This window comes from Vibrio sp. SCSIO 43136 (genome assembly GCF_023716565.1).
In the GTDB taxonomy this organism is placed as follows: Bacteria; Pseudomonadota; Gammaproteobacteria; order Enterobacterales; family Vibrionaceae; genus Vibrio.
This window is the reverse complement of sequence record NZ_CP071848.1, coordinates 194,167-218,086: the sequence shown is the minus strand read 5'-3', so window position 1 is coordinate 218,086 and position 23,920 is coordinate 194,167. Positions and strand designations below refer to the sequence as shown.

General features: G+C 47.2%; 26 protein-coding genes. 15 read left to right on the top strand and 11 right to left on the bottom strand.

Annotated features, from left to right (window positions below):
* The first annotated feature begins 64 nt into the window (after positions 1-64).
* The gene (rraA, locus tag J4N39_RS01065) at positions 65-592 is read left to right on the top strand and encodes a ribonuclease E activity regulator RraA (RefSeq protein WP_252021176.1); all 528 of its coding nucleotides are present in this window, start codon (positions 65-67) and stop codon (positions 590-592) included.
* Positions 593-639: 47 nt separating this feature from the next.
* Here rraA and zapB read toward each other — a convergent pair whose 3' ends face one another.
* Positions 640-882 carry a cell division protein ZapB gene (gene zapB, locus J4N39_RS01060; protein ID WP_252021175.1) on the bottom strand — a complete coding sequence of 81 codons (243 nt, stop codon included), beginning with the start codon at positions 880-882 and terminating at the stop codon, positions 640-642.
* Between the two features lie 383 nt (positions 883-1,265).
* On the opposite strand from zapB, the gene glpX reads away from it, so the two are divergent.
* Positions 1,266-2,273, top strand: a complete 1,008-nt coding sequence (glpX, locus tag J4N39_RS01055; RefSeq protein WP_252021174.1) for a class II fructose-bisphosphatase — start codon at positions 1,266-1,268, stop codon at positions 2,271-2,273.
* A gap of 136 nt (positions 2,274-2,409) precedes the next feature.
* On the opposite strand, the gene J4N39_RS01050 is transcribed toward glpX, so the two are convergent.
* Positions 2,410-3,069 carry an HAD family hydrolase gene (locus J4N39_RS01050; protein ID WP_252021172.1) on the bottom strand — a complete coding sequence of 220 codons (660 nt, stop codon included), beginning with the start codon at positions 3,067-3,069 and terminating at the stop codon, positions 2,410-2,412.
* A gap of 275 nt (positions 3,070-3,344) precedes the next feature.
* On the opposite strand from J4N39_RS01050, the gene J4N39_RS01045 reads away from it, so the two are divergent.
* Positions 3,345-3,962: a helix-turn-helix transcriptional regulator gene (locus J4N39_RS01045; RefSeq protein ID WP_252021170.1), complete on the top strand. Its 618-nt coding sequence runs from the start codon at positions 3,345-3,347 to the stop codon at positions 3,960-3,962.
* A 173-nt stretch (positions 3,963-4,135) separates the two neighbouring features.
* Positions 4,136-4,468 (top strand): DUF3135 domain-containing protein, encoded by a 333-nt coding sequence (locus J4N39_RS01040; RefSeq protein WP_252021168.1) that lies wholly within the window; start codon positions 4,136-4,138, stop codon positions 4,466-4,468.
* 78 nt (positions 4,469-4,546) lie between these two features.
* Here J4N39_RS01040 and J4N39_RS01035 read toward each other — a convergent pair whose 3' ends face one another.
* Together J4N39_RS01035 and J4N39_RS01030 are read right to left on the bottom strand one after the other, a co-directional pair.
* Positions 4,547-4,972, bottom strand: coding sequence for a DUF805 domain-containing protein (locus tag J4N39_RS01035; RefSeq protein ID WP_252021166.1), 426 nt, complete (start codon positions 4,970-4,972; stop codon positions 4,547-4,549).
* A 14-nt stretch (positions 4,973-4,986) separates the two neighbouring features.
* Positions 4,987-5,334, bottom strand: coding sequence for a 5-carboxymethyl-2-hydroxymuconate Delta-isomerase (locus J4N39_RS01030; RefSeq protein ID WP_252021164.1), 348 nt, complete (start codon positions 5,332-5,334; stop codon positions 4,987-4,989).
* A 335-nt stretch (positions 5,335-5,669) separates the two neighbouring features.
* Here J4N39_RS01030 and tpiA point away from each other — a divergent pair, with 335 nt between their 5' ends.
* Positions 5,670-6,440 carry a triose-phosphate isomerase gene (tpiA, locus tag J4N39_RS01025; RefSeq protein WP_252021162.1) on the top strand — a complete coding sequence of 257 codons (771 nt, stop codon included), beginning with the start codon at positions 5,670-5,672 and terminating at the stop codon, positions 6,438-6,440.
* A 73-nt stretch (positions 6,441-6,513) separates the two neighbouring features.
* On the opposite strand, the gene arsB is transcribed toward tpiA, so the two are convergent.
* The 6 genes from arsB to J4N39_RS00995 all read right to left on the bottom strand — a co-directional run bounded on the left by arsB (position 6,514) and on the right by J4N39_RS00995 (position 11,392).
* Positions 6,514-7,563, bottom strand: coding sequence for an ACR3 family arsenite efflux transporter (gene arsB / locus J4N39_RS01020; protein WP_286036822.1), 1,050 nt, complete (start codon positions 7,561-7,563; stop codon positions 6,514-6,516).
* A 90-nt stretch (positions 7,564-7,653) separates the two neighbouring features.
* Positions 7,654-7,989, bottom strand: coding sequence for an ArsR/SmtB family transcription factor (locus tag J4N39_RS01015; protein ID WP_252021160.1), 336 nt, complete (start codon positions 7,987-7,989; stop codon positions 7,654-7,656).
* Positions 7,990-8,086: 97 nt separating this feature from the next.
* Positions 8,087-8,530, bottom strand: a complete 444-nt coding sequence (locus tag J4N39_RS01010; protein ID WP_252021158.1) for an SRPBCC family protein — start codon at positions 8,528-8,530, stop codon at positions 8,087-8,089.
* A 95-nt stretch (positions 8,531-8,625) separates the two neighbouring features.
* Positions 8,626-9,588: a 6-phosphofructokinase gene (pfkA, locus tag J4N39_RS01005; RefSeq protein ID WP_252021157.1), complete on the bottom strand. Its 963-nt coding sequence runs from the start codon at positions 9,586-9,588 to the stop codon at positions 8,626-8,628.
* A 252-nt stretch (positions 9,589-9,840) separates the two neighbouring features.
* A complete protein-coding gene (gene fieF / locus J4N39_RS01000) occupies positions 9,841-10,764 on the bottom strand; it encodes a CDF family cation-efflux transporter FieF (RefSeq protein WP_252021156.1) in 924 nt (307 codons plus the stop codon).
* A gap of 109 nt (positions 10,765-10,873) precedes the next feature.
* A complete protein-coding gene (locus J4N39_RS00995; RefSeq protein ID WP_252021155.1) occupies positions 10,874-11,392 on the bottom strand; it encodes a CpxP family protein in 519 nt (172 codons plus the stop codon).
* A 175-nt stretch (positions 11,393-11,567) separates the two neighbouring features.
* On the opposite strand from J4N39_RS00995, the gene J4N39_RS00990 reads away from it, so the two are divergent.
* The 3 genes from J4N39_RS00990 to trmL all read left to right on the top strand — a co-directional run bounded on the left by J4N39_RS00990 (position 11,568) and on the right by trmL (position 14,203).
* Positions 11,568-12,257: a response regulator gene (locus tag J4N39_RS00990; protein WP_252021154.1), complete on the top strand. Its 690-nt coding sequence runs from the start codon at positions 11,568-11,570 to the stop codon at positions 12,255-12,257.
* Entirely contained in the window at positions 12,257-13,639 is a 1,383-nt protein-coding gene (cpxA, locus tag J4N39_RS00985; protein WP_252021153.1) for an envelope stress sensor histidine kinase CpxA, read from the top strand. The genes J4N39_RS00990 and cpxA overlap by 1 nt, the downstream gene beginning before the upstream one ends.
* An 87-nt stretch (positions 13,640-13,726) precedes the next feature.
* Positions 13,727-14,203, top strand: a complete 477-nt coding sequence (trmL, locus tag J4N39_RS00980) for a tRNA (uridine(34)/cytosine(34)/5-carboxymethylaminomethyluridine(34)-2'-O)-methyltransferase TrmL (protein ID WP_252021152.1) — start codon at positions 13,727-13,729, stop codon at positions 14,201-14,203.
* A 277-nt stretch (positions 14,204-14,480) separates the two neighbouring features.
* Here the strand turns inward: trmL and J4N39_RS00975 are convergent, their stop codons facing one another.
* Entirely contained in the window at positions 14,481-15,008 is a 528-nt protein-coding gene (locus tag J4N39_RS00975; RefSeq protein WP_252021151.1) for an FxsA family protein, read from the bottom strand.
* A 285-nt stretch (positions 15,009-15,293) separates the two neighbouring features.
* Between J4N39_RS00975 and aspA the strand changes: the two genes are divergently transcribed.
* The 7 genes from aspA (at position 15,294) to J4N39_RS00940 (ending at position 23,815) form a co-directional block, all read left to right on the top strand.
* Complete coding sequence (aspA, locus tag J4N39_RS00970; protein WP_252021149.1) at positions 15,294-16,748, top strand: aspartate ammonia-lyase; 1,455 nt, start codon at positions 15,294-15,296, stop codon at positions 16,746-16,748.
* 153 nt (positions 16,749-16,901) lie between these two features.
* Entirely contained in the window at positions 16,902-18,209 is a 1,308-nt protein-coding gene (locus tag J4N39_RS00965; RefSeq protein WP_252021146.1) for an anaerobic C4-dicarboxylate transporter, read from the top strand.
* A gap of 231 nt (positions 18,210-18,440) precedes the next feature.
* Positions 18,441-20,156: a protein-disulfide reductase DsbD gene (locus J4N39_RS00960; RefSeq protein ID WP_252023575.1), complete on the top strand. Its 1,716-nt coding sequence runs from the start codon at positions 18,441-18,443 to the stop codon at positions 20,154-20,156.
* A 125-nt stretch (positions 20,157-20,281) separates the two neighbouring features.
* Positions 20,282-20,917 carry a response regulator gene (locus tag J4N39_RS00955; RefSeq protein ID WP_252021144.1) on the top strand — a complete coding sequence of 212 codons (636 nt, stop codon included), beginning with the start codon at positions 20,282-20,284 and terminating at the stop codon, positions 20,915-20,917.
* A gap of 80 nt (positions 20,918-20,997) precedes the next feature.
* On the top strand, positions 20,998-21,621 hold the full coding sequence (locus tag J4N39_RS00950; protein ID WP_252021142.1) for a MarC family protein: 624 nt from the start codon (positions 20,998-21,000) through the stop codon (positions 21,619-21,621).
* 208 nt (positions 21,622-21,829) lie between these two features.
* On the top strand, positions 21,830-22,096 hold the full coding sequence (locus J4N39_RS00945; RefSeq protein WP_252021140.1) for a DUF4212 domain-containing protein: 267 nt from the start codon (positions 21,830-21,832) through the stop codon (positions 22,094-22,096).
* A gap of 15 nt (positions 22,097-22,111) precedes the next feature.
* Positions 22,112-23,815, top strand: coding sequence for a sodium:solute symporter family protein (locus J4N39_RS00940; protein WP_252021139.1), 1,704 nt, complete (start codon positions 22,112-22,114; stop codon positions 23,813-23,815).
* Positions 23,816-23,920: the final 105 nt, after the last annotated feature.

The window sequence follows — 23,920 nt, the reverse complement described above, 5'->3', positions numbered from 1 at the left end:
TCATTGCAATGACTTATCGGGGTTATATACTCGAAGAAGACACTTGCTATAGAAGACGATGCGTATGGAATACAACACCTCAGCGTTATGCGATATCTACCTTGATTCGGTCGATGTAGTTGAGCCTATGTTCAGTAACTTTGGCGGTAGCGCCTCTTTTGCTGGCCAGCTCACCACGGTTAAGTGCTTTGAAGACAACGGATTGATCCGTTCCATCTTAGAGCAAGAAGGCCAAGGACGAGTGTTGCTGATTGACGGTGGTGGTTCACTGCGCCGCGCTCTTATCGACTCTGAACTCGCTTCTCTGGCAGAAGAAAACGAATGGGAAGGCATTGTCGTTTATGGCTGTGTGCGTGAAGTAGACGAGCTTGAAGACATGAACGTTGGCATTCAAGCACTGGCGTCCATTCCGGTTGGCGCAGCATCACAAGACATTGGTGAAATCGATGTAGCGGTAAACTTTGGCGGTGTTACTTTCCTGCCGGAAGATTACCTCTATGCTGATAACACGGGCATCATCTTGTCTCAGGAACCACTCGACGCCGACGGTGAAGAGCTGGAAGAAGATGAAGAAGAGTATCTAGAAGACTAACAATGAAAAAAGGGAGCCTTGGCTCCCTTTTTACTGTTTGATTGAGATTACTCAACGTCATCCATTTTACCAAGTAGGTTACGGATGCGCTCTTGCCAAGCATTGTGCTCTTCACGCATGCGTTGGTTTTGCTGCTCAAGCTCTTCGCGGTTGCCTTTAAGCTCGCTTGCTTCTGATGCTAGCTGCTCGTTTTGCTCTTTAAGCTCTTCAACTTCCATTTGTAGTAGTGCGATAGTGTCTACTGCTGTTTGAACTTTCGCTTCTAGTTTTTCTAACACTTCTAATGACATTTTAGCTACCTGTCTTCTTATCCGATTGACGTGAACACTCCATTCACGGTAATGAATCCATTCTACTGGGCTAGCACGTCAGACTCACGCCCAAAATCTGCCATATTTGTTCATTTGATTAAAAAAACTGCGATTTCGAGCAAATTTTGACACTTCCTTGTACTACCAAGCGCTTAGCCAGTATTTAACTCCGCCTTTTGCCAGCATAAACCACACTAGTGACAGTTCTCCTGCAAAAAAGCAAACGTTTACTCTAACTTGTGGTAGAATCGCCGCGAAATTTACCAATGCGATGAAAAAAAGTGCATTCAACCCAGTGTTGGAGCTTTTTGGCATGGCTTGGATACAAACTCTTCCCTCTTCTTCATAATTTTGGAGTCAGCATGAAACGCGATTTAGCGATGGCATTTTCTCGTGTCACCGAAGGTGCAGCACTAGCAGGATACAAGTGGTTAGGACGTGGTGATAAAAACGCAGCCGACGGTGCCGCCGTTGAAGTGATGCGTACCCTACTTAACAAAACTGATATCAGTGGCGAAATCGTGATTGGTGAAGGTGAAATCGATGACGCACCAATGCTGTACATCGGTGAGAACGTTGGCCTAGGTGGTGATGCTGTAGATATCGCCGTTGACCCAATCGAAGGCACTCGCATGACGGCGATGGGCCAATCAAATGCCCTAGCAGTGCTAGCAGCGGGCGAGAAAGGTAGCTTCCTAAAAGCACCTGACATGTACATGGAAAAGCTGGTTGTAGGCCCTGGCGCTAAAGGTGTTATCGACCTAAGTAAGCCACTTAAAGAGAACCTAGAGAACACTGCTAAAGCACTAGGTAAAACTCTAGAGACGCTAACCGTGATCACGCTGGCGAAACCTCGTCACGACGCAGTGATTGCCGAAATGCAAGCGATGGGTGTACGTGTATTTGCTGTGCCAGATGGCGACGTAGCCGCATCTATCCTAACTTGTATGCCAGACAGCGAAGTCGACATGATGTACTGCATCGGCGGTGCACCAGAAGGTGTTGTTTCTGCGGCGGTTATCCGTGCTCTAGACGGTGACATGCAAGGTCGCCTTCTACCGCGTCACGAAGTGAAAGGCGATACTGAAGAGAACCGCAAACACGGTGAACTTGAGCTTGAACGTTGTAAAGAGATGGGCGTTGAAGCGAACGTTATTCTTAAGATGTCTGACATGGCTCGCAGCGACAACGTTGTGTTCTCTGCAACGGGTATCACGAAAGGTGACCTACTAGAAGGCATCGCTCGCCAAGGCAACATCGCAACCACAGAAACACTGCTTATCCGTGGTCGCTGCCGTACTATTCGTCGCATTAAGTCGACGCACTACTTAGAGCGTAAAGATCCTGAGGTTCGCGATCGTATTCTTTAATACTTGCAGCGCACTTTGAAGGTTATGGAGCCGGGCTATTTAGTCCGGCTTTTTTGTGCGAACGGGGAAAGGGGACGCTTTGCTAACGGACGCTATCGCTAAGGGTAAAAGGGAAGTGCAATTTCGCCTTAAACCCTTAAACCCCACTATCTTTCAATTCCTCAAGAACCTTGGTTAGGCTTTCAGTTACCTTGTGCCCTAAAGCTATCACTTCCTCGCACGGTGAGACTAAATCGGGGATTTGGTAAGTGATCATCTGTGCGGCTACGGCTGAGCGTACACCATTGTTTGAGTCTTCAAACGCCAAACATGAATGTGCAGGTACGCCTAAACGTTTGGCGGCCAGCTGATAAATTTCTGGGTGTGGTTTGCCATGCTCAACTTCACAACCAGTTGTCACGTGGTCAAAGTAATGGTCTAGGCCTGCGTGTTGTAGCTTTAACACGGCAACCTCTTTACGCGTTGAGGTCGCTACCGCCGTTGGGATCTTATTGAGCTTTAACCATTCTAAAAGCTCCACCACGCCCGCCTTCTTTGGGATAGGTTCATGCTTAACGATCGCATCATATCGACCACGCCACTCGTTGTTTAACCGAGGGTAATCTAGCTTTGGTCCGTACCCATCCCTAATCACTTTCTCAATACCTTGTGCGTTGCGACCAATGATTTGTAGGTAAACATCTTCAAGAAATGGCTCATCCAAAGCCTCACACGCTTGCTTAAACACTCGCATGCAAACACGCTCAGTATCGAGCAGTAGTCCGTCCATATCAAAAATTGCGGCTTGGAAATTCATGACTCACCTGGTTGAAAAAACTAAGGGCAGTCAGTTTACTTGGTTTGTAAGCTATCGGCTATCGGCTATCGGCTATCGGCTATCGGCTATCGGCTACATGATAAAAGGCCAAGCCACTAACACAACCACAATAGCGCCCTTTTTCCTACTATCGTTTTCCGCTTACCCGTTTACCGTTTACCGTTTACCGAGAATATTTATAAGCCATTTGCTTTATTAACTGGATACTTCATAATAGCCATGAATAGCCTAGCCGATATGCCCAGTGGGGATGGATGAAAACCACCGATAGAATTCTCGATAAGATTAAACGCGAAGGTCCTTTGACCGCTAAAAAACTCGCTGAAGATCTATCCATGACCACCATGGGGGCAAGGCAGCACCTGCAAAGTTTGGAAGATGAAGGGTATTTGCAGTTTGAAGACGTGAAAGTCAAAGTCGGTCGGCCGACTCGGCATTGGCAACTGACGTCCAAAGGACATACTCGCTTTTCAGACCGACATGGGGAACTGGCGATTCAGGTCTTAGATTCCGTTGAAGCGCTATTTGGTGCAGATGCACTGTCGCAAGTAGCACTCGAGCGCGAAAACAAAACCTTCCTACACTATCAGCAAGCCCTATCTGGATGTGAAACGCTAGCAGAGAAACTCGAAACTATCCGTTCACTTCGAGAAAGCGAAGGCTACATGGCCGAGTTAAGCGAAACAGAATCTGGCTTTTTATTGGTGGAAAACCACTGCCCAATTTGTAAAGCTGCGGAGAGGTGCCCGAGTTTATGCCAATCTGAGTTAAACGTTTTTCAGCGTTTGCTCGGGGAAGAAATCGACATTTCTCGCCAAGAACACATCATCCAAGGTGAACGACGTTGCAGCTATCAGATCAATAATAAATGACGCAAAGCTGCTGAAAAACCTCTAATAAGTTCATTATAAAGCTCATAAATACGCCCTTCTTTATTCACCAGCGCACATATCTCAAAATTAAGACACCCCGCGATCAGTGCGTTTTTTAATCAATTATGGTTTATGCTTCAAGTATGGATACACGGATTCTGCTTGGAGTACGTATGGAACGAGCACAATATGACCAAACTCTACCGCCTTTTGATGAACTCGTAGAGCTTGCCGAGAACGACCCTGCCGCATTTGATGAATTTCGTCAGCAGATGTGTGAGGAGATGATTACTTGTGCCTCAACAGAAATGCAGCCAAGACTAAGAGCACAACAAACCCATATTGAACGAGTCATTCAGACCTGCAAGAACCCGACCCATACCAATGTCACCTTGATGTATGAGCTATCCAGCCAGATGGGGAAATTTCGTAGTGCACTCGAAGGTGATATCGAGCCTGAGCATCAAGCGACAGTGATCCCTTTTCAGCCCAGAGCTCGCCAATAAGCGCATCACTAGTGAACAACGCATCAGGGAAGAAAAGTATAAAGGACAACACAAAAGGGGCTTTCGCCCCTTTTGTGTTTATTTACTAGGCTTGCCGTAACGATTGGCCTCATCATCCCCCTTGAGCAACCCACACTCAATGAAGATCCATGCACCACAGACAAGCGCTACAATCGACACTAACGCTTGCATGGTTGTCGAACTGGTTTGCGTGCCTGCCACACTAGCAGGAACAAACACTCGACCAAGAATAAGAGGTATATTGAGCAGCAAATACCAATTCGATTTATTTCTGTCGTGCCAACGCTTAGCGGTGATCGCCAAATCAGGGATGAGTAACCCTGAAAGCAGCACGACGAGTATGATGCTCGCATAGGCAGGAAACAGCACCCCAACACCTATCGAGGCCCCCATGACACTGCCGTAATATATGGCGTTCCAGATCCAAAAATGCTTGCGCCCTATGCGCCCTTGAAACGAAAAAAGTAACGACTTAATCGACATCTAATACCCTTGGCTCAATTGAGCACTTTCTGAAAGCAGCTCCTATCCATGTCTCGTACGTTGACGGTTAGGCTATGAATAGAGTCTGCCTGTTGCTGTAAAACTGCCATTAGCTGACGAGATAAGTCGCGCTTTTGCTCCTCAGTCCGGCCAGATAACAGCTCAAAGCTGATATGAATAAAATCTTCGCTGTCCTCTTTATCACCAATTAGCCAGTGATGACAACGTAAAGCGCGTGATTTGATTGAGGCAATGTCAAACAATCCACTTTCCATCGCAACTTGGTGCAAATCTTCGAGCAGTCCTTGGACATTCACTCTTTGCTCTACCGAGTTAGAGTACTCCAATACTAAATTAGGCATAACAACACTCCCTGTTTGCTCGGTTAGAGTTTCATTTTAACTTTCCACTCTAACCCTCAACGACAAATTTGCCCTCAATGCCCTAACATAGCCCAAAAAAGTATGAAATCCGATGTAACACCAGTGGAAATGCCTGACTGATCACGCCATGCCACCAAGATCTCCTGACTCAATTCGGTCACTTGTGAGAAAAATTGTTAGCAGCTACTCTGACCTTTACACCAGAAGCGTAAAAGAGATGATGCGAGTCATGTTTTTGGCTTATGAATCTGTTATATTCTTTCGCATCAAGGGAAGTTTTTTACATTAATCGAAATAAATTTGGAGAAAATCCTATGCGTCAACCTGTAGTTATGGGTAACTGGAAACTGAACGGCAGCAAGGCAATGGTAACTGAGCTGTTAAACGGACTTAATGCCGAGCTTGAAGGCGTAACGGGTGTCGACGTTGCAGTTGCTCCACCAGCACTATACATCGACCTAGCTGAGCGTCTAATCAAAGAAGGCGGCAGCAAAATCATTCTTGGTGCACAAAACACTGACGTAAACAACAGCGGTGCATTCACTGGTGACGTATCTCCAGAAATGCTAAAAGATTTCGGCGCTAGCCACATCATCATCGGTCACTCAGAGCGTCGTGAATACCACGCTGAGTCTGACGAGTTCGTTGCTAAGAAATTTGCATTCCTAAAAGAGAACGGCCTAACTCCTGTTCTATGTATCGGTGAGTCTGAAGCACAAAACGAAGCAGGCGAAACTGTTGCTGTATGTGCTCGTCAAATTGACGCAGTAATCAACACTCAAGGTGTTGAAGCTCTTGAAGGCGCTATCATCGCTTACGAACCAATCTGGGCAATCGGTACTGGTAAAGCAGCAACAGCAGAAGATGCACAACGTATCCACGCTGCTATCCGTGCTCACATCGCAGAGAAGAGTGAAGAAGTTGCTAAGAAAGTTGTTATCCAATACGGCGGTTCTGTTAAGCCAGAAAACGCAGCATCTTACTTCGAGCAACCAGACATCGACGGCGCTCTAGTAGGCGGTGCAGCACTAAACGCTGAAGGTTTCGCAGCAATCGCTAAAGCAGCGGCAGCAGCAAAAGCGTAATCTAGATAGATTCTAGACAATAAATGATAAAGGCCAGCATTCGTGCTGGCCTTTTTAGTTCTATACGTGTTGCCTAACGATATTTCTTCTTCAATGCCCAGTTCACAAGTGCAATCAGAACCGGCACTTCAATTAAGGGACCAATCACCCCAGCAAATGCTTGGTCTGAGTGAATACCAAAGATAGAAATCGCCACTGCAATAGCCAGCTCAAAGTTGTTGCCAGTTGCGGTAAACGCAATAGATGCGTTCTTGTCGTAAGCGATACCCATGCGCTTACCAAGCCAGAAGCTAATAAAGAACATAGCGACAAAATAGATACACAGTGGGACAGCAATGCGCAAAACATCCATTGGTAGCTCTAAGATAAGCTCCCCTTTAAGGCTGAACATCACTACGATGGTTGCCAAAAGTGCCACCAAAGTCATCGGTGACACCTTTGGTAAGAACACTTGCTCGTACCAATCTTTACCATTACGAGCGACCAATATTTTTCGCGATAAATATCCCGCCGCAAATGGAATGCCTAAGTAGATCATCACGCTATGAGCAATGTCTAACATCGACAAATCGACCTCAAAACCTTGATAGCCCAGCATTGGTGGCAATACCGTAATAAATAGCCACGCCATAAAACTGTAGGTCACGATTTGGAAAGCACTATTTAACGCCACCAGCGCTGCACCATACTCCCGATTGCCACCACCAATATCATTCCATACCAACACCATAGCGATACAGCGAGCTAAACCAATCAGGATCACTCCCACCATATACCCTGGATGATCCCCAAGAAACGTCAGCGCCAGTACGAACATCAATACCGGGCCGACTAGCCAGTTCATGACCAAAGATAGCTTGATCGCTTGCTTATCCTTAGCCACTTGCCCAAGCAGGCTGTAATCAACCTTCGCGAGCGGTGGGTACATCATCAAAATCAAGCCAATCGCCAAAGGTATATTGGTACTGCCAACACTCATGGATTCCTGCCACTCGGCCATTTGCGGAAAAGCCACTCCTAGACCAACACCAACCGCCATCGCCAAGAATATCCAGACCGTTAAATACCGGTCGAGTAGGCTCATCTTCGCTGAGCCCAATTGCTCAGCCATTGCATTACTCATTTTTCTCTCCAACACTTCATCGCCAAAAGACGATTAATTCAGAACGTAAAAAGCCGCTCAGACTTATTTGTCTCAGCGGCTTAACTTAATTCAACCAAATAGGTCACCGAATAGCGCCTGGAAACCTGCTAGGTTTTGACGATGGATTCGGTAACAAGTTCTCGGAGGGTTCGATTCCGCTATCACCAATTCAGCGTTTTTTAAAATGCGTAGATGCTCTGACACCGTCGATTGTGCCAGCCCAAGCTCCGCCACTAAATCACCATTTAAGCACACACCATAGTTATCGAGCTGATGCAGCATTTTTAGGATACGAACTCTCACAGGGTGCGAGAGCGCTTTGGCCTGTTCGGCAAACCTTTTCTCTCTAGCGAGGTCAGCTTCAGTCGCCTGAATATCTGACACTGCCATACATACTGTTTGCATTTGAGCATTACCCTTCATCGTCTATCGACGATAAAGTATGTTTAATTGGGCACAATTGCAACCAGTAATCATGGAAATTTGCAAAGACTCGCTTTTATTACAGTTCTTCACTCATAAACAAAATTCTTTCCATCGCTTCTGGCCAACCTTCTTCAAACATCGGCATGAAGTCTGGATGGGTGGTCACCTCCACGACTAGCGTCGCTTGCAAGCCTTGTTGATGGATTTGGTATTTCTCAAGCGAGCCTATCCACTTATCAGCCATCTCTCCGCTGCGGTTTTTTTGTCCGTCTTTATCTACCAGTGCAATATGACGAATCACCAACTCTTGCTCTGGTGACCAGACGTCTACCTCGGCGATGGTGCCGCCCAGCTCGGGGTCGAAAAAGCACACTTGCGCCCCTTCTTTCCATTCCCCTTGCAATGTCGAACCAGGCGAAAACACACTCGCCCAACGCTGATAATGGGCTTTTTCGGTCAGCACTTGCCATATCTTCTGTGGAGATGCTGTGATCGCTTTTTTATACACTCGGCTTAACATCTTATCGCCTCTTCACTCTCAACTTCCCCTGAGTATAGACATAAAAAAAGCCGCTGATAAATCAGCGGCTTGTTATCTTTTGACGAGATTCGCTCTTAGAACAACTCTTTCGCTACTTGGAACAGATCGTCACGTACTGGACGCTTCATGTTCTCAATACAGTCGATGATATCGTGGTGAACCAACTGTTCTTTAACGATACCTACACAACGACCACCCTCGCCCTCTAGCAATAGGTGAACGGCGTAGTTACCCATACGAGAAGCCAGTACGCGGTCAAACGCTGTTGGACGACCACCACGTTGGATATGACCAAGCACAGTTGCACGTGTCTCACGGCCTGTCGCTTCTTCAATGCACTCTGCTAGGTCGTTAGCATCCATCATCAACTCTGTTAGTGCGATGATTGCGTGCTTCTTACCTTTTGCAATGCCTTCTTGAAGACTTTCGATAAGCTCTTTCTTGTTCAGACCTGTTTCTGGAGTGATGATGTATTCACAACCACCAGCAATCGCAGACATTAGAGTCAAATCACCACAGTGGCGACCCATGATTTCTACGATAGAAATACGTTGGTGAGAAGACGAAGTATCACGCAGACGGTCAATTGCGTCGATAACTGTGTTCAGTGCTGTTAGGTAACCGATTGTGTAGTCCGTACCTGCAATGTCGTTATCGATTGTGCCCGGCAGACCGATACATGGGTAACCCATCTCCGTCAGTTTTTTCGCACCCATGTACGAACCGTCACCACCGATAACTACCAGTGCTTCGATGCCGTGTTTTTGCAAGTTTTCGATTGCCTTCTGGCGTACTTCAACTTCCTTAAATTCAGGGAAGCGAGCAGAGCCAAGGAAAGTACCGCCGCGGTTGATCACATCTGAAACGCTAGAACGGTCTAGCTTTTCAATGCGGTCTTCATATAGGCCTAGGTAGCCATCATGGATGCCGTACACTTCTAGACCTTCCGATAGTGCTGTACGAACAACACCACGAACGGCTGCATTCATGCCCGGTGCATCACCGCCACTTGTCAAAACACCAATCTTTTTAATCATGGTCACCCTCTAATCTTTGAGATTCAAATACTTATTTTTATGCCATCAATGGCGAATCTTTATAGTGTCGTCAGTGTGCCACTTCTCGTTGCTCACACCAACACCTGACGACTGAAACTTTTTTACTTATGTAAGAGTATTACAATTATGCCCATATTCTAAGTTGATTCATATCACAATCAAATAGAGTTTATGTCGTTTTAACAAAAAAGGCGCATTTGTTTAATTCGACAATATTCAACCAAAGGCATGTCAACTTGGCGATTCCCACCCACGCTGCTGCTCCTGCTCTCTATCAGAGGTAAGCACAACAGACAATGGGTCTTGGTGGATCAATATGTCAGCCATAGGGAAATGCTCCATTAGCTTGTCTTCAACCAAATCGGACAAACGATGAGCTTCGATCAGCGGAATGGTATCTTCAAGTTCAAGATGTAACTGAATAAAACGAACAGGGCCAGACATGCGAGTTCTTAACTGATGCACACCAAGAACACCTTCCACAGAACAAGCAAGCTGCTTAATCTCTTGCAGCTCTTCATCAGGCAACTGACGATCAAGTAAGGATTGGATCGCCTCTCTGGCCATCTGAATCGCACTGTAAAGAATAAACACCCCAATACCGACCGCAAATACCGCATCCGCTTGGCTAATGCCATACCATGTCAAGCCAAGTGCCACCATGATGGCGACATTCATATACAAGTCAGATTGATAATGAAGTGAGTCTGCCGCGATGGCTTGGCTGCCGGTTTTTCTCACCACATATTTTTGAAAGCTAACCAAAGCGCCCGTAACAACGATAGCAAAAATGCTGACGTAGATACCTAATTCGGGGGCATGCAGTTCATGTGGTCGGAAGAAACGATCGATACCATTTAAGATCAAGAAGATGGCTGAGCCTGAGATAAACATCGACTGGGCTAGTGCCGCCAAAGATTCGGCTTTACCGTGACCAAAGGTGTGTTCTTTATCAGCGGGTTGCAGCGCATAACGCAGCGCCAATAAGTTAACCCCAGAAGCGGCAATATCTAAAAATGAGTCGATGAGTGAAGCAAGTAGGCTCACCGATCCTGTCATCCACCAAGCGATGACTTTGACGATTAGTAATACGGTGGCGGTGAGTGTGGCTAACCATGCTGCCCAGGTCACCAGTTTTGAGTAGTCGTTGTTCATTGCACTGTTTGATTTATAAGCGTGACCTCAGTATAAACCTTGAACAAATACAATGGCATAAAAAAAGCAGCCCGAAGGCTGCTAGGGAACGAATAATTACAGTGGACAATTATTCAGAATCTTGTTTGTCCATGCGCTCTTGCATGCGAGTTTGACACTTTTCAGCGCGCTCTTTTTGCAGTTCAACCAATTGCGCTTTTTGCTCTGCGGTCAGCACGCTTAGCATCTGGTGCTGTTTCTCAAGTTTTTGCAGGCGACGTTCAGTTTGCTTCTCTACCATGTCTGCTGCTAGCGCCTGTGCCTGCGCTTGATCAAAGGTATCGGCTAGCAACAGTGCTTGTACCTTTTCTTGCTGAGCTTGACGCTCAGCAAACTTCGCACTCATGTCGCCTTTGTTCGCTTTGCGATTTTCACGCTCCGCTTCACGCATCTCTTTAAGCTGAGTTTTCTGCTCTTCGGTTAGGTCGAGCTTTTTGAAAATCTTTTTGTCAAAACCGCCACCACATTTGTTGTGGAAGCCTTTGCCATCACGGCCACCATCTTTACCACCAAATGCATATGCACTTGCAGAACCTAAAGCGATTGGAAGAACAGCAGCGGCGATAACCATTTTTTTAGCGAATTTCATAATCTTTTCCTCAATAGTCTGTGATTCGACCTGCTGTTTTCACAGCGGTTGAGTGTAGATTACAAATTGGTGTGTAAAGTGGTGTTTAGGAAGCGTAAAGATACGTAAAGAGGCGCAAAAGCCTACCCACAATGCGTATGATTTAATCATCAAAGTAGTAAAGATCAGGAACACCATGGCTAACATTCTTATTGTCGATGACGACACCGAACTCACCGGTCTACTTAAAGACATTCTATCTTTCGAAGGTTTCAACGTCTCGGAAGCCAATGATGGAATAGAAGGCCTGCAAGCGATCAACGACGAGATTGACCTTATCTTGCTCGATTACATGATGCCACGACTCAACGGCATGGAGATGCTTAAAAAGCTACGTGAGAATTATGAAACTCCAGTGTTGATGTTAACAGCCAAAGGCGAAGAAATAGACCGAGTCATTGGATTAGAGCTTGGTGCGGATGATTACCTGCCCAAACCCTTTTCTGACCGTGAACTGCTGGCAAGAATACGGGCGATACTGCGACGCACGCAAAAAGACACCAGCAACCCAAAAGCTTCTGACAAGCTGGTTTACCAAGATATCGAAGTCTATCCAAGTAAGCAGGAGGCCTACTGCAACCAAGCGCTCATCGAGCTAACCACAACTGAATTTAGCTTGTTGCAGCACTTTATTTCTCACCCTTGTGAAGTGATAACCAAAGAAGTACTGAGCTTAGAAGTGCTAGGGAAACGTCTGGCTCCGTTTGACCGAGCGATCGATATGCACGTCTCAAACCTTCGTAAAAAACTGCCATTGCGCCCTGATAACAAACCACGCATCAAAACACTGCGTGGCCGTGGCTACATGCTGGTGGAGTCAGAATAATGCGTTTGCCTCGCCGCCTGCCCACCATATCCAGCCTTTACGGGCGGATCTTTGCCATCTTTTGGTTCACCATGTTACTGGTGCTCTTGGCGGTGCTACTGATCCCAAGACTCGATCCTCGACAGAGCCACCAGATTTCAGAGCAGCACCTAGAGCGTATCGAAAAACTGAGCTCGGGCTTAGAAATGCGTTTTAGTGATGCACCTGATCTTAACGTGCTGATGGCACAGCTCAATAATTGGGATCGACGCAATGACAAAGTCGATTTCTACATCACAGATCTTGAAGGCAACTTGCTCAATCGCAAACACTTTAAACTCAAGCGCATGATGCAGAACTTCATCAGTGAGCGAGACCTAACGCAGCCTGCCAAGCAAAAACTGTATGGAAGAAATATGGTCGCAGGTCCATTTCCAATCACCCTCGCTAATACCCCTTTATTGATGTTTAGTTCGGTAAAATGGAAAGAGTCTCCACCGTTTCTGATTCAACTTTTAGACCAACCTTTCCGCTTACTCTTAGTGGTCATGGTGGTCTCAACTCCGCTATTGCTATGGCTGGCTTGGGCTCTCAGCATCCCTGCTCGTCGCCTAGAAGAAGCGGCTAAACGCGTTGCTCAAGGCGAGTTCACCGTTGACCCAGAGCTTGAAAAAGGCACTAAGGAGTTTCGTCAAACCGGGGCGAGCTTCAATCAGATGGTAGAAGCAGTCAATCAGATGATTGGTGGTCAGCAGCGCCTGCTTTCCGATATCTCCCACGAACTGCGTTCTCCCTTAACACGACTGCGGATGGCGAATGCGCTTGCGACGCGCAAGCAAGGGGAAAGTGCCGAATTAAGCAGAATTGACACTGAAGCAGAGCGCTTAGAAAAAATGATCAGCGAGCTGCTGACCTTGTCGCGAATGCAAACTAATAGCCACCAAGAACGAGAAAGTTTATCCGCTAATGAACTGTGGCTTGATCTGCTCGAAGACGCCAAGTTTGAAGCGGAAAACAAAGATAAATCTCTCACCTTTGGCTCAATACCGAATGTCTTGATCAAAGGTAATCCAAACCTATTGATGAGTGCGGTCGAAAATGTAGTACGCAACGCAATCCACTACAGTGAGTCGAGCATAGCTGTTAGTTTAACCACCAGTGAAAAACGTTTATCGATTACTGTAGACGACGATGGTGCAGGGGTCCCTGAAAGTGAGTTAGACCAAATTTTCCGACCGTTTTACCGAGTATCGACTGCTCGTGACCGCCACTCGGGTGGCGCAGGTTTAGGCCTAGCGATCACTGAAAGTGCCATACGCCAGCATAGCGGAAGCTTGTCGGCCTCAGTCAGCCCAATGGGAGGGTTACGAGTCACTATGACGCTTCCTTGCAACCAAGAGTAAATCGCACCAGTAATGGCGAAGCGAAGACTTTGCCCTACTTTTTTGCGTATACTGAGCAAAATTTGTCATCAGAGAACATAGTAACCCATGTTTGATATTGCGCTTTATGAGCCTGAAATTGCCCCAAACACAGGCAATATTATTCGTTTATGTGCCAACTGTGGCGCTAACTTGCATCTTATCGAGCCACTAGGCTTCGATCTTGAAGAAAAAAAAGTGCGCCGTGCGGGCTTGGATTATCATGACTTGGCGCGAGTAAAGCGCCACAAAGATTACGCCGCTTTCTTAGAGCACTTAGAATCGCGGGAAGGTGACTACCGCTTATTCGCCTGCACCACCAAAACGACAGGCCATCATACCGACGCTCAATATCAACTAGGGGATGTACTGCTGTTTGGCCCTGAGACTCGTGGATTGCCCGCAGAAGTGATCGAAAGCCTACCTATGGAGCAGCGCATTCGCATCCCGATGATGCCAGATGCCCGCAGCCTGAACTTATCCAATGCGGTCGCAATCATTGGCTACGAGGCGTGGCGTCAGTTTGGGTTTGAAGGTGCAGTTTAAACCCCTAATTCAATCTAGTGCGCAAAACCATCCTCCCCCTTTTCAAGGGGAGTTAGAGGGGGTTAACCCTTAGCTATCAGATAATTATAAAGTTTAAAGCTTGCATTCAATCTAACAACTTAGAGCTTCGCTCTATTCAAGTTCAGAGTATATCTTAAGATCTTTTTAACCCCTCCTAACCTCCCCTTTTCAAGGGGAGGGACTAGTCCTGCGCAATAAAAAACGGGCAAGTTGATAACCAACCTGCCCGTTTTTTTATTTAAAAGCTCACACAAGATCAATTCAAGCGATTGCGATCGTTATGATCATCATCCTTACGCTCATACTCTCCCTCAAAGGTCGATCCATCTTGATCACGCTTAAAGGGGTCTTGCTGCTCGAATGGGTTGTGTTGCTCAAAGCCACCTTGACCAAACTGGCTATGAGAAGAAAAGCCCCCATGCATACCTTGGACTTTCACTCGGCTCATCAACTGTTTTGCCAAGTAAGCACGTGGCGCAGGCAGTAACACCGCCATCCCCATTGCGTCGGTCATAAAGCCGGGAGTCAGCAACAGCACACCAGAAACAGCAAGCATCACTCCTTCAACAATTTGCTGCGCAGGCAACTCGCCTTGTTGTAGACGGCTTTGCACCGACATCAAGGTCTGCAATCCTTGGCTTCGAACCAGTGAAGCGCCAACAAATGCCGTTAGCAGTACAAGACCCATGGTTGGCCAAAAACCTAAAAACCCGCCCACCTGAATAAACAGGGCAATCTCAATCATTGGAACGGCAATAAATAGCAGTAATAAAATCGGGAACACACATCCTCCTCAATGTTTGAGTTCAGTGTATTAACTAACACAATAAACAACAAACTTTGTCAGTAAAAAGACCGATGTGATCGGCTTTTGATTCCCATGCAATGATTGAAAACATTTAGCTCAAAAGGTGATCTAGCTACTATATTTAAGCCACCAGTCGTATAAGATGAGCTACAGAAAACTCGGAGAAGTTTTACAGTTTTATCGTCTAAAGAATGGATTCCTTAACACACGATAAACCAATAATTGCTCAATAATTCAATAAATTATTCTAAGGAATCCAGTATGAATAAGACTGAAGCTCTTACTCAAACCACTCCCCATGCTGCGACTCGAATTGAAGAAGACCTGTTAGGCCAACGTCATGTTCCTGCTGATGCGTACTACGGTATCCATACCCTACGTGCGGTCGAAAACTTTAATATCTCAAACGTTACCATTTCCGATGTGCCTGAATTTGTCCGTGGCATGGTAATGACCAAAAAAGCGGCAGCGCTGGCCAACAAAGAGCTGGGAGTGATTCCGGCTGACGTCGCACAATACATTGTTGATGCGTGTGACCTGATCCTTACCACAGGTAAGTGCATGGATCAGTTCCCTTCAGATGTCTTCCAAGGCGGTGCTGGCACTTCGGTTAACATGAATGCTAACGAGGTAATCGCCAACGTAGCGCTCGAGCTGATGGGCAAACCAAAAGGCGATTACGACACCTGTAATCCCAACGATCACGTCAACAAGAGCCAGTCGACCAACTGTGCGTACCCGACGGGTTTCAGAATTGCGGTCTACAACAGTGTGCAAAAGCTGGTTGAAGCCATTGAATACCTGAAAGGCGCTTTCGAAGCCAAAGAGCATGAGTTCAGTAACATCCTCAAGATGGGGCGCACCCAGCTGCAAGACGCAGTACCAATGACGGTAGGCCAAGAGTTCCGCGCGTGGAAAGTCACCTTAGCAGAAGAGATCCGTAACTTAGAATATACCGCTAAGTTACTGCTTGAAGTTAACTTGGGCGCAACAGCCATTGGTACGGGTCTAAACGCCGCTGAAGGCTACCAAGCGCTTGCAGTGAAGCACCTTGCCAAAGTGACTGGCCACGATTGTGTGCCTGCAGAAGATTTGATTGAAGCGACCTCTGACTGTGGTGCTTACGTCATGGTACACGGCGCTTTGAAACGTCTGGCGGTCAAAATGTCGAAGATCTGTAATGACCTGCGCTTATTGTCATCCGGCCCACGCGCTGGCCTCAACGAGTTGAACCTTCCTGAGCTTCAAGCGGGCTCATCGATCATGCCTGCCAAAGTTAACCCTGTAGTGCCTGAAGTGGTTAACCAAGTCTGCTTCAAAGTGCTTGGCAACGACAACACCATTTCTTTCGCAGCCGAAGGCGGACAGTTGCAGCTCAACGTGATGGAACCTGTCATCGCTCAGGCCATGTTTGAGTCGCTCGATATCTTGAAAAACGCCTGCCTCAACCTGCGTGATAAGTGCATTGATGGCATCACCGTCAATAAAGAGGTCTGTGAAGGTTATGTGTTTGGCTCAATCGGTATCGTGACCTACCTAAACCCTTACATTGGTCACCATGAAGGCGACATTGTCGGCAAGATCTGTGCAGAAACAGGTAAGAGTGTCCGAGAAGTGGTCTTAGAGCGTGGATTACTCACCGAAGACGAGTTGGATGACATTTTTTCTATCGACAACTTGATGCATCCAAAGTATAAAGCCAAGCGCTTTAACTAAACGCAAAGAGGGCTGTGTTTCACAGTCCTCTTTTACTTGCCAGACGCCTTTTTATTTTCACTTTTTCTGGCATTCCAAATTCCCCGTGTGTAAGTGCCTACTCCTCCATTGCACTTGCGCATTTAAATTTATGAAAAATAAAGAGGTATGCTTATGATCGTCGCAGAACTGCTGGTCGTTTTATTCTTCATCTTCTTAGGTGCAAGAATTGGCGGCATTGGTATTGGTCTCGCCGGTGGTGCGGGTGTGGTCGCCCTATCACTGATTTTAGGAGTCCCAACCAGCCAAGCGTTTATCCCAGTAGACGTAATTCTAATCATCATGTCGGTAATTACTGCCATCGCAGCCATGCAAGTGGCGGGTGGTATGGATTGGCTTGTGCAATTGGCGGAAGACTTTTTGCGTAAACACCCTGAGCGCATCACCTTCTATGCGCCAATCGTGACTTTCGTGATGACGCTGATGGCGGGTACAGGCCATACGGCATTTTCAACCTTGCCAGTGATCGCTGAAGTGGCTAAAGGTCAAGGCATTCGCCCTTCGCGTCCATTGTCGATTGCAGTTGTTGCCTCTCAAATTGCTATTACTGCATCACCAATCTCTGCAGCCGTAGTGGCATTTGCTGCGATGTTGGCACCCTTTGGTGTAGATTACCTGACACTACTGGCAGTGTGCATCCCAACCACTTTCATCGCGTGTATGATTGGTGCGTTTGTTGCGAACTTTATGGGCAGCGAACTTAAAGATGACGAAGTGTATCAAGAGCGCCTAGCGAAAGGCCTTATTAAGCTTAACACTCAAACTGAGCGCACTATTCTACCAACAGCAAAAACGGCAACTTACATCTTCTTAGCCGCAATCGGCTTGGTGGTATGTTACGCAGCAGCCATTTCTAATTCAGTTGGCCTCATTACTGACCCTGCGCTGGGTCGTAACGAAGCGATCATGACTTTCATGCTTGGTGCTGCGGCAGCAATCGTACTGATCACTAAAATTGATGCAGCGAAAATCCCATCAGCAGCAACTTTCCGTTCAGGTATGACGGCGTGTATCTGTGTTCTTGGTGTGGCATGGCTTGGCTCAACCTTCGTCAACGCTCACGTTGATGGCATCAAAGAATTTGCAGGCACGCTATTGGCAGACTACCCATGGATGCTAGCACTGGTGCTCTTCTTTGCTTCTATGCTGCTTTACTCACAAGGTGCAACGACAGTAGCACTGATGCCTGCGGCGCTTGCCATTGGTGTTGCTCCACTTACGGCAGTAGCTTCATTTGCTGCGGTATCTGCGCTATTTGTTCTGCCAACTTATCCAACGCTGCTAGCGGCAGTAGAAATGGATGATACTGGTTCAACTCGCATCGGTGCGTACGTGTTCAACCACCCGTTCTTTATCCCTGGTGTGGTGACCATTGCTTCTGCGGTAACTCTAGGCTTCACCTTCGGTAGCCTGTTCATCTAATCGCAACGCAATAGAATGTCTAAGGGAGCTTTGGCTCCCTTTTTTTATACCTAAGTAACCTCTGAGCTGCTGTTCAAGCACAGAAATCATGGTATTGGTCATGTTGCCAAGATATGATGAAACTTATTCAAATCAATTCCGGTCTGAATAGGTACCTTAAAACTGTAGTATCTTGATATGATGAATTTTCTCTGGCGCCAATGGCTAGTGGTCAGTGCAATTGCGCTTTCTATGGCTTCGGGTTTTGCTATCGCCAACACCTTCACCGCTCAACCCTTAAGTGACTTCAACCAAAACCAGCAGTTTGTGCCGGTTGACCAAGCTTTTGCATTTAATTTTGTTCACCAAGGTGACCAACTAACACTGCAATGGGATGTGGCAGAAGGTTACTACCTATACCAAGACAAGATCTCTATCTCAGCCGCTAATCTCACGCTCACAGATATCAAGATGCGCGAGGGTGAGCCTTATCACGACGAATTCTTTGGTGACGTAAAAATCTACACCACCCCGCTAGAAGTCACCGTCTCCTTGCCAGCCATTACCCAAGCGACTGATTTGGTGGTGCGTTATCAAGGCTGTGCCAAAGCTGGGTTTTGTTATCCGCCAGAGATCCGCACCATTCCTTTGAGTGCTGACGGCAGCGATATCGCGGGCATTGTAGACTCGTCACCAAGCTCAACACCTTCTTTGCCTCAATCGAATGATTTCGCCAGTCACCTGGCGCAGCAGTGGTGGACCCCGCTGCTATTTTTGGCGCTTGGCGTAGGGCTGGCTTTCACTCCATGTGTCTTGCCGATGTATCCGATTTTAACCAGCATTGTGCTTGGTGGAGAGAGGCTAAACCAACGTCGTGCGTTAATGTTGTCGCTCATTTACGTACAAGGCATGGCGCTCACCTATACCTTGTTAGGCTTAGTGGTAGCCTCCGCCGGACTGCAATTTCAAGCGGCAATGCAACACCCGTATGTGCTGATTGGTCTTAGCACCTTATTTGTGTTGTTATCTTTGTCCATGTTCGGTGTTTACACCATACAACTGCCAGCCAGTGCGCAAACTTGGCTTAACAACCTCAGTAATCAACAACAAGGCGGTTCCAATGCTGGCGTCTTTGCCATGGGAGCAATTTCTGGGTTGGTCTGCTCGCCGTGTACCACGGCACCTCTATCTGGGGCTTTGCTGTACGTGGCACAAAGTGGCGATCTACTTACTGGAGGCGTCGCACTTTATGCGCTCGCCCTAGGCATGGGTATTCCACTTATCGCCGTTGCCGTATTTGGTAATAAATTGCTGCCAAAAGCAGGCGCTTGGATGGACCGAGTCAAAGTCCTATTCGGTTTCGTTTTGCTGGCTGCGCCAATATTCCTTCTTGAGCGCATCCTACCGGAGTTGTGGAGCCAAGCCCTGTGGAGCGTACTGGGTGTAGCGGCCTTCGGTTGGCTGTACTATTTGAAAAATCAGCTACCTTTTGGCGGTTGGAAGCAAAGTGCGGTTGGCATCACGGCCATGTTGGGCATATTGGCATCCGCACAACCGATAATGCAGCACTTCTTTGCACCATCCACCGAACTTCAAGCCAAACAAGATAGTGGCTTTATTCGTATCCACAATGTTGAAGAACTTAGCCAACAGTTAGCACTGGCGAAAAGCCAAGGCAAACCCGTCATGCTCGATTTCTACGCGGATTGGTGCGTCGCCTGTAAAGAGTTTGAGAAGTACACCTTCCACGACCCAAGTGTGGCACCCAAGCTCGATAGCTTTGTGCTTCTGCAAGCCGATGTCACTAAGAACCAACCCCAAGATATCGAGTTACTGAAGCAACTTCAGGTATTAGGTTTACCAACGCTGGATTTTTGGGATAGCCAAGGCAACCCTCTACCGAATGCTCGCCTGACTGGCTTTATGCCTGCCGAACCGTTCAGCCAGCATCTAGATGCGATCAACTAAGCAATTCTGAGCCAGCGTAAGCTGGCTCTTTCACATTTTAAGGCGAAAGATCCGTGCTTGAGTTGTTGATTTTACAAACGAATGTTAATACTTAAAGAGTCGCTTTATAAAGAGAGCCAAGCCCCATGGATTCGAGTTACACCATTATTATTGCAGATGATCATCCGTTGTTTCGCAATGCCCTATTTCAGTCGGTGCATATGGCGGTCAGCGGTGCAAATTTACTCGAAGCAGACTCGCTAGAGGGCTTGCTCGACCTACTCAAAAAAGAGCCAGATGCCGACCTTATCTTGCTCGATCTGAAAATGCCGGGCGCAAATGGGATGTCTGGGCTTATTCAGTTACGTGCCGAATATCCAGATATGCCGATCGTCGTCGTATCTGCCAGCGAAGAATCAAGCGTGGTGACGCAAGTCAAAAACCATGGTGCATTTGGATTCATTCCTAAATCATCCGATATGCGTGCTTTGGTGTCTGCGCTCAATCAAGTCCTAGGTGGCGAACCTTTCTTCCCTGCCGATCTACTGATCGAAAGTGAAGCCAACAACGATTTAGCTGAGAAAATCGCAGCGCTTACCCCGCAACAATATCGCGTGCTGGGCATGCTTTCTGATGGTCTATTGAACAAACAGATCGCCTACGAGCTCAACGTCTCTGAAGCGACCATTAAGGCGCATATGACGGCGATCTTTCGCAAACTTGGGGTGAAAAACAGGACTCAAGCGGTGATCTTGCTTCAGCAGATGGAAGGGGAATTATAAGCCCTAACTCCTGACCTTAGGCTAACCTTTACTCAATCACGCTATGCTAATGTATAGCGCCATGTAGAGGAGAGCCTGACTTGATAAGCTTAATTATCACCCAATTCATTGTTCTTTGGGCGGTTATCGACCCTGTAGGTACCGTACCTGTCTACTTGTCACAAACTCAGCACCTTCCCGCTAATCAACGTCGAGTCGTGGCATATAAAGCCATTGCTATCGCCACAGGAGTGCTACTGTTCTTCCTCGTGGTCGGCCAGATCCTGCTCGAAGCGATGCAAATTCCCCTACCCGCTTTTCAGGCTGCTGGTGGCTTAGTGCTATTGCTGTTTGCACTCAGCATGATTTTTGGGGAAAGCAAACCCGAGCAAGAACAAAAGATCAGTCAAGAAGTGAGCCGTTCTGAACTAGGTAACCTCGCCGTCTACCCATTAGCTATCCCATCCATTGCTTCACCGGGAGCGATGATGGCCATTGTAATGCTCACTGACAACCACCGCTTTTCACTCGTTGACCAAGCTATAACCGCAGGTGTCATGCTGGCAGTGCTACTCACTACCCTACTCTTGCTAATGAGTGCCAACTGGATCCAAAAATGGCTTGGTAACATTGGTGCTGCGATCATTAGTCGCGTTATGGGACTGATCCTTGCGGCTGTGGCGGTCACAAATTTGCTGACTGGGATAAAAGATTTTTATCTTTAATCACCAATAGTGTTAGACCTTTGGCTAAGTTAACACCCTGTTAACATCACATTTTGACGTCAGTATTTATATAACCGCCCAATTTATGGGCGGTTTTTGTTTTTATGCGCCCGACTAAAGTTGAAAAGCTTTCTTGAAATACGCTTGCTAAGGTAAATCGTGTAACACCTCGTTAACAACGACTAACCAATAGCGTAAGGAGAAGGCAATGGCGTTCGAATCAACAGAACATGCTCAAGCCTACTGGAAAGAAAACCTAGGGATCATGGGCTCACTACTAGCAGTTTGGTTCTTAGTTTCCTACGGAGCAGGCATCTTATTCGTCGATGTACTTAACAACATCCAATTCGGTGGATTCAAACTAGGATTCTGGTTTGCACAACAAGGCTCAATATACACCTTTGTCGCCTTAATCTTTGTTTATGTTGCGCGCATGAATGCGCTCGACAAGAAGTACAACGTACAAGAAGACTAAGAGGCAGGCACAAAAATGGATATTCAAACTTGGACGTTTATTCTGGTCGGTATCACCTTCGCTCTGTATATCGGCATCGCAATCTGGGCTCGTGCGGGCTCAACCAGTGAATTCTACGTAGCAGGCGGTGGTGTACACCCAGTCGCTAACGGCATGGCAACCGCTGCAGACTGGATGTCAGCAGCATCTTTCATCTCAATGGCAGGTATCATCTCATTCATCGGTTACGATGGCGGTGTTTACCTCATGGGTTGGACTGGTGGTTACGTACTACTTGCACTTTGTCTTGCGCCTTACCTGCGTAAATTCGGTAAGTTCACCGTGCCAGATTTCATCGGTGACCGTTACTACTCTAAAACCGCTCGTATGGTGGCAGTATTCTGTGCGATCTTCGTATCGTTCACGTATGTTGCAGGCCAAATGCGTGGTGTAGGTGTGGTATTTGCTCGTTTCCTAGAAGTTGATATCAACATGGGTATCATCATCGGTATGGCAATCGTATTCTTCTACGCTGTAATGGGCGGTATGAAGGGGATTACCTATACTCAGGTTGCGCAGTACTGTGTACTTATCTTCGCTTTCATGGTGCCAGCTATCTTTACCTCGCTAATGATGACAGGTACTCCAATCCCACAAATTGGCTTCGGTTCAACCATGGCGGGCAGCGATGTCTACCTACTTGAGAAACTCGATGGTCTGACCCAAGAACTCGGCTTCACCGCCTATACCGACGGCTCGAAGAGTATGGTTGACGTATTCTTTATCTGTGCGGCACTTATGGTAGGTACTGCAGGACTTCCACACGTTATTATCCGCTTCTTTACGGTTCCTAAAGTATCAGATGCACGTATCTCAGCAGGTTGGGCACTAGTATTTATCGCGTTCCTATACACCACTGCACCAGCAGTCGCAGCGTTTGCTCGCGTTAACATGATCGACACCATTAATGGTCCAGACATGAAAGGTGTAGCAGCGACAGAAGCACCTAGCTGGTACAAGAACTGGGAAAGCACAGGTCTAGTTTCTTGGGAAGATAAGAACGGCGATGGCAAGATGTTCTACTCGGGCGATGCTCGTAACGAAATGAAGATCAACCGAGACATCATCGTACTAGCATCTCCAGAACTAGCACAGCTACCAAACTGGGTAGTTGCACTATTGGCTGCAGGTGGTCTAGCAGCAGCACTATCGACGGCAGCAGGTCTACTACTGGTAATCTCCACCTCGATATCGCACGACTTACTCAAGAAAGGCTTTAAACCCGACATGACCGATAAACAAGAGCTACTCGCCGCCCGAATAGGTGCAGCTCTGGCCATCGTCGGCGCAGGTTACTTGGGCATCAACCCACCGGGCTTCGTAGCGCAGGTTGTCGCATTCGCCTTCGGCTTAGCAGCATCCTCGTTCTTCCCAGCAATCATCTTGGGTATCTTCTACAAGAAGATGAACAAAGAAGGCGCAATCGCAGGTATGTTGTCAGGTATCTTCTTTACCGCAGCTTACATTGTTTACTTCAAGTTCATCAACCCAGCGGCCAACACGCCAGATAACTGGTGGTTTGGTATCAGCCCAGAGGGCATCGGTACTCTAGGTATGTGTGTAAACTTCACAGTATCTATTGTGGTGAACAAGTTCACTGCTGAAGTGCCAAAAGAAGTACAGGACATGGTGGAGTCTATCCGCTACCCGAAAGGGGCTGGCGAAGCGCACGACCATTAATCCTAGCTCTTATCCAAAAAGACTATAGGTAACCAAAAGCCGACGCAGATGCGTCGGCTTTTTTGTTTATCGGTGCAGGTCTTGAGGCTTTCGGATCACTGGTGA